Raw genomic sequence first — 4,983 nt, 5'->3', positions numbered from 1 at the left:
GCAGCAGGGTACGGCCGGCAATATCCCGCTCGCGGCCGCCTTCACCGTTGTGCCGATCGTCATCATGGGCCTCTATCTCTGGATGGCCAAACGCATGGGAGCCTTCGATGCGCTCTGACCGTTCCACATCCGCGCCGCTACCCCTGAAGATCGGCACAACGGTGAAGGCGGCCGCGAGCGGGATATTGCCGGCCGTACCCTGCTGCGCATAGACGGCCTGGCCGATGAACAGGCGCGAAGAGCCGACGATCTGGGGGATGATGTAGTCGCCAAGCGTCAGCGAAAAGGTGAAGATCGAGCCGGCGACGAAGCCGGGCAGTGCCAGCGGAAACAGCACGTGGCGGAAGGTCTGCTGCGGTGTGCCGCCGAGATCGGACGAGGCTTCGATCAGGTTGCCGGGGACGCGCTCGAGTGCTGCCTGGATCGGCAGGATCATGAACGGCATCCAGACATAGACGAAGACGATGAATGTGCCGGTATAGCTGACCGACAGCGAATTGCCGCCAATGATCGGAAGCGACAGCCAGGCGTCGAGCAGCCAGAGCAGGTGCAGCTTTGTGAAGGCCCAGGTCAGGATGCCTTCCTTGGCGAGGATCAGCTTCCAGGCGTAGATCTTGACGAGATAACTCGACCAGAGCGGCAACATGATGCCGAGATAGAAGACGGCCTTCCATTGGCCCCTGGCGTAGCGGGCCGCGTAATAGGCGATCGGGAAGGCGATGAGCGCGGAGAAGATCGTGACGACCACCGCCATCGTCACCGTGCGGACGATGATGTCGAAATTGGCGTCCGACAGCAGCTGCTTGTAGGTTGCGAACGTGAACTCGTAATTGATCAGCCCGGAAAAATCATCGATCGAGAAGAAGCTCTGCAGCAGCAGCGCAAAGAGCGAGCCGAGATAGATGATGCCGAGCCATAGCACCGGCGGGCCGAGCAGGATGAGGAGCAGAATTTGCGGATGTTTCCAGAGGAAATCCGACAGCCGCCCCGTCAGCCCCGGCCGATTCGGCAGAATTGTCGCCTGGGTTGCGAGCGCGCTCATGCGTCCTCCATCAGGTGAAGGTCGTTGCGCGAAAAGACAAGCGTGACGTCAGTGCCGATCTGGGGAACGGGCAGGGCGGCCGGGCTGGCAACGATGATCTTTTCGCCGCCGCAATCGACACTGACGCGATTGACCGCGCCGAGGAAGTTGCGGGCCGTCACCTTGCCGCGCAACGTGAGCTGGCTCGTCGAGGAGGCGCCGATGGCGATGGCTTCGGGTCTAAGGCTCGCCGCTTTTGCCGAGACGCCGAGCTTGGTGCAAAGCGCGCTCGACAGGACGTTGGACGATCCGACGAAGTCGGCGACGAAGCGTGTCTGTGGCCGCTTGTAGATATCTTCCGGACTGCCGAGCTGCTGAATCCTGCCCTCGTTGAAGACGGCGATGCGGTCGGCCATCGACAGGGCCTCGCCCTGGTCATGGGTGACGAAGACGAAGGTGATGCCCAGCGATTTCTGCAGGCTTTTGAGTTCCTCCTGCATCTGCTCGCGCAGCTTCAGGTCGAGCGCGCCGAGCGGCTCGTCGAGCAGCAGCACCTTGGGCTTGTTGACGAGCGCCCGGGCAAGCGCCACGCGTTGACGCTGGCCGCCCGACAGCTGGCCCGGCCGGCGCTGGCCATAACCGGGCAGCTTCACCATGGCGAGCGCATCCTCGGCCGCCTTGCGTCGCTTTTCCTTCGCCACGCCCTTGACCATCAGGCCATAGGCGACATTGTCGAGAATGGAGAGATGCGGGAAGAGGGCATAGTCCTGGAAGACCGTGTTGACGCTGCGGCGATAGGGCGGAACGCCCTCTGCGGTCTCGCCGAAAATCTCGATATGGCCGTGGGTCGGCTGCTCGAAGCCCGCCATCAGCCTGAGGCACGTCGTCTTGCCGGAACCAGACGGGCCGAGCATGGCGAAGAACTCGCCTTCAGCGATTTCCAGATCGACCGCATCCACGGCTTTGACGGCGCCGAAATGACGCGAGACGTTTTGAAACAGGACGGCGGTCATGGATGCTCCGTGGCAAGCGTCATCGTTCCCATCACGAGAAAGCGATGAAGGTCGTTGTAATCTCGCCCCTTGAGGGGGAGATGTCCCGGAGGGACAGAGGGGGTATTTCCGAGGCCGGGGAGAACCACCCCCCTCTGTCAGCTACGCTGACATCTCCCCCTGAAGGGGGGAGATCAAATCCGCGTTCGCCGCTTACCGGCCGCCGATAACGCCGATATAGTCGGAGACCCAGCGGTGATAGGGCACGCACTCGCCCTGGCTTTCGCATTTGGTGACCGGCGTCTTCCAGAACTTGACCTTGTCGAAGTCCTCGTAGCCGTTGGTCTTGCAACCGGCTTCGCCCAGCAGTTCATTGCCCTTGCAGGCGGCTCCGACCGACGGATTGGCGCCGAACCAGGCGGAGACGTCACCCTGCACCTTCGGCGACAACGAGTGTTCCATCCACATATAGGCGCAGTTCGGATGAGCGCTTTCGGCATGCAGCATGGTCGTGTCGGCCCAGCCGGTCACGCCCTCTTCCGGAATGGTCGAGGCGATCGGCAGCTTTTCGGCTTCCATCAGGTTGACCTGGAACGGCCAGGAACCGGAGGCGACGACGCCTTCGTTCTTGAAGTCGTCGATCTGGATCATCGCGTCGTGCCAGTAGCGGCCGACCAGCGTGCGCTGCGTGCGCAGGACGTCGAGGGCGGCCTTGTACTGGTCTTCGTTGAGCTCGTAGGGGTCCTTGATGCCGAGTTCCTTGTCGTGGAACATCAGGTAGTTGGCCGCATCCGCCACATGGATCGGGCCGTCATAGGCCTGGACGCGGCCCTTGTTGGGCTTGCCGTCCGGCAGGTTCATGTCCTTGAAGACGACATCCCAGCTCTTCGGCGCTTCGCCCTTGAAGGCTTCGGTATTGTACATCAGCACGTTCGGGCCCCAGACATAGGGCACGCCGTAATGCACGCCGTTGACCGTATACCAGGGCGACGACTGCATGCGCTCATCGACAGTCTTGAAGCTCGGGATCAGATCGGTGTTGATCGGCTGGACGCGCTTGCCGGCAACGAGACGCAGCGAGGCGTCACCAGACGCGGTCACGAGGTCGAAGCCGCCTTCGTTCATCAGCGCGACCATTTCGTCGGACGTGGCGGCGGTCTTCACCGAGACCTTGCAGCCGGTTTCCTTTTCGAAGGAGGTGACCCAGTCATAGGCCTTGTCCGTCTCGCCGCGCTCGATATAGCCGGCCCAGGCGACGATCGACAGTTCGCCTTCACCCTTGCCGAGTTCCTTCAAGGGGTCGGCGGCGAAAGCATGGGTGGCAAATGCCAGCGAAAGGGTGAGCGCGGTGCAGGATTTCAGAATCTGCTTCATCTTCAGTCTCCCGTTTGGTGTCCGAATTTTTCGGTCTTGTTCCCGGGAGGAAAGGTGCCGTGATTTTGCCGCTTTCGCAAATGTATTCACCAGAATGGTGCTATCGGTTTTTCCGATATCGGTCAATGTCAGCGGGATCGCCCACTCCGCAGTGCCTCGGCAACCCCGATGAAATCCCTCGCTGACTGCGGCAGGCCGGAGCCCTTGCGCCAGATCATGCCGACCTGGACGACGGGCAGGGCGCCGGAGACGTCGCGGCTTTCGATGCGGTCGCCTTCCAGTGACCATGGTCGATAGACGAGATCGGGGAGCAGCGCGATCCCGGCGCCGGTGGCGACGAGGCTGCGCACCGCTTCGACGGAGCGCGTCCGAAACGCCACATGCGGGCGGGCGCCGAGTGCGGTCAAAAGCTTGCCGGTATTCTCCTCGATTTCATCCACCGTCAGCATGATCAGCGGTTCCTTGGCGATATCGGCAACGGAAATGATATCGGCTGACACCAGCGGATGGCCGAGCGGCAGCCAGAGACGGTAGGGCGAGGTCTCGATGATCTCCGCCTGCAGCGCCATGCGGTCGCGGAGGTTGGAGATGACCATGACGGCGACATCGAGTTCGCCGCCAACCAGCAGATGTTCAAGATAGGAACCATTGTCCTCTATGGCGCTGACCTCGACGCCGGGGCAGGCGCGGCGATAACGGGCGAGCAGGTCCGATAGCACGTAGCCGGCCACCAGCGACGTCACCCCGAGATTGAGCTTGCCGCCGGTGCGTTCCTCGCGCTCCTGCGAGAAGGCGCGCCGGGCATCGGAAACGCCCGCGAGGATCTTGGTCGCATGGCGCAGGAACTGATGGCCGTTATGGGTGATGTGCAGCCCGCGCGGATGACGCTCGAACAGTTCGACGCCGAGATCGGTCTCCAGTTCCTTCACCGCTTCGGTGATCGAGGATTGCGAGATCGACAGATTCTGCGCCGCCCGGGTAATGGACCCCTGTTCGGCGACGGCGATGAAATACTGGAGCTGACGGAGGGTGAAGGCCATGATCTAGCTAACACGGCAGCAGGGGGGGATGGCAAGCCAGAGGAAATCGCCCCTCTTTGGCCTGCGATGTTTGGTGACAATGTCGGATCAAGGACAGAACCATGTAAAATTTCAAGTTAGGGTGAGGAATCAGCAGCGAGATGTATCGATGAGTAATCAGCGCCCAATCCCCACCGAACCCGGCATTCTTGCCTTCCACAAGCGCTGCGAGGATTTCTATCCCTCTGATGCGGTGGACGCTGATATCGCGCAGCAGCGGGCCTGGTACGATGCGCTCTGCGCCGAGTTCGATGCGCCGTCACCGGCAGGGTTGACGCGGCAGGATGAGGTGGTTGGCGGTCGCATCCCCATTCGGCGGTACCGGCCAGCCGAGATCGTGACCGAGACGCGGGTCTTCTACATTCATGGCGGCGGCTTTGTCGTCGGGTCGCTTGAGAGCCATGACGCGATCTGCGCCGAGATCGCCAATGCGGCAAAAGTCGAGCTGGTCTCGGTCGATTATCGCCTTGCGCCGGAGAATGTCTGGCCGGCGGCGTTCGACGATTGTTTCGAGGTT

Annotated in this window: 4 protein-coding genes and 2 pseudogenes; 2 read left to right on the top strand and 4 right to left on the bottom strand. The window is 61.9% G+C overall.

Annotated features, from left to right (window positions below; translation table 11 throughout):
• A pseudogene (locus VL202_RS18945) lies at window positions 1–118 on the top strand (ABC transporter permease); the annotation flags it as partial.
• Between the two features lie 30 nt (window positions 119–148).
• Here VL202_RS18945 and VL202_RS18940 read toward each other — a convergent pair.
• The 4 genes and pseudogenes from VL202_RS18940 to VL202_RS18925 form a co-directional block, all read right to left on the bottom strand.
• Window positions 149–1,042: pseudogene (locus tag VL202_RS18940) on the bottom strand (ABC transporter permease); the annotation flags it as partial.
• Window positions 1,039–2,034, bottom strand: coding sequence for an ABC transporter ATP-binding protein (locus VL202_RS18935; RefSeq protein WP_325465633.1), 996 nt, complete (start codon window positions 2,032–2,034; stop codon window positions 1,039–1,041). The pseudogene VL202_RS18940 and the gene VL202_RS18935, both read right to left, overlap by 4 nt.
• Before the next feature lie 192 nt (window positions 2,035–2,226).
• The gene (locus VL202_RS18930) at window positions 2,227–3,387 is read right to left on the bottom strand and encodes an ABC transporter substrate-binding protein (RefSeq protein ID WP_325465632.1); all 1,161 of its coding nucleotides are present in this window, start codon (window positions 3,385–3,387) and stop codon (window positions 2,227–2,229) included.
• A 128-nt stretch (window positions 3,388–3,515) separates the two neighbouring features.
• Window positions 3,516–4,427, bottom strand: coding sequence for a LysR family transcriptional regulator (locus VL202_RS18925; protein WP_325465631.1), 912 nt, complete (start codon window positions 4,425–4,427; stop codon window positions 3,516–3,518).
• Window positions 4,428–4,575: 148 nt separating this feature from the next.
• Between VL202_RS18925 and VL202_RS18920 the strand changes: the two genes are divergently transcribed.
• Window positions 4,576–4,983: alpha/beta hydrolase (locus VL202_RS18920; protein WP_325465630.1), on the top strand; the 408-nt coding region annotated here is incomplete at its 3' end.

Origin of the sequence: Pararhizobium sp. (assembly GCF_035497515.1) — a bacterium.
Lineage (GTDB): Bacteria > Pseudomonadota > Alphaproteobacteria > Rhizobiales > Rhizobiaceae > Pararhizobium.
The sequence above is the reverse complement of the archived record's forward strand: the minus strand, read 5'-3'. Positions and strand labels throughout refer to the sequence as shown.

Bases quoted from the DNA above. Each gene is read 5' to 3' on its own strand.
- VL202_RS18930 (WP_325465632.1), bottom strand. From the start codon at position 3,387: ATGAAGCAGATTCTGAAATCCTGCACCGCGCTCACCCTTTCGCTGGCA.
- VL202_RS18925 (WP_325465631.1), bottom strand. From the start codon at position 4,427: ATGGCCTTCACCCTCCGTCAGCTCCAGTATTTCATCGCCGTCGCCGAA.
- VL202_RS18935 (WP_325465633.1), bottom strand. From the start codon at position 2,034: ATGACCGCCGTCCTGTTTCAAAACGTCTCGCGTCATTTCGGCGCCGTC.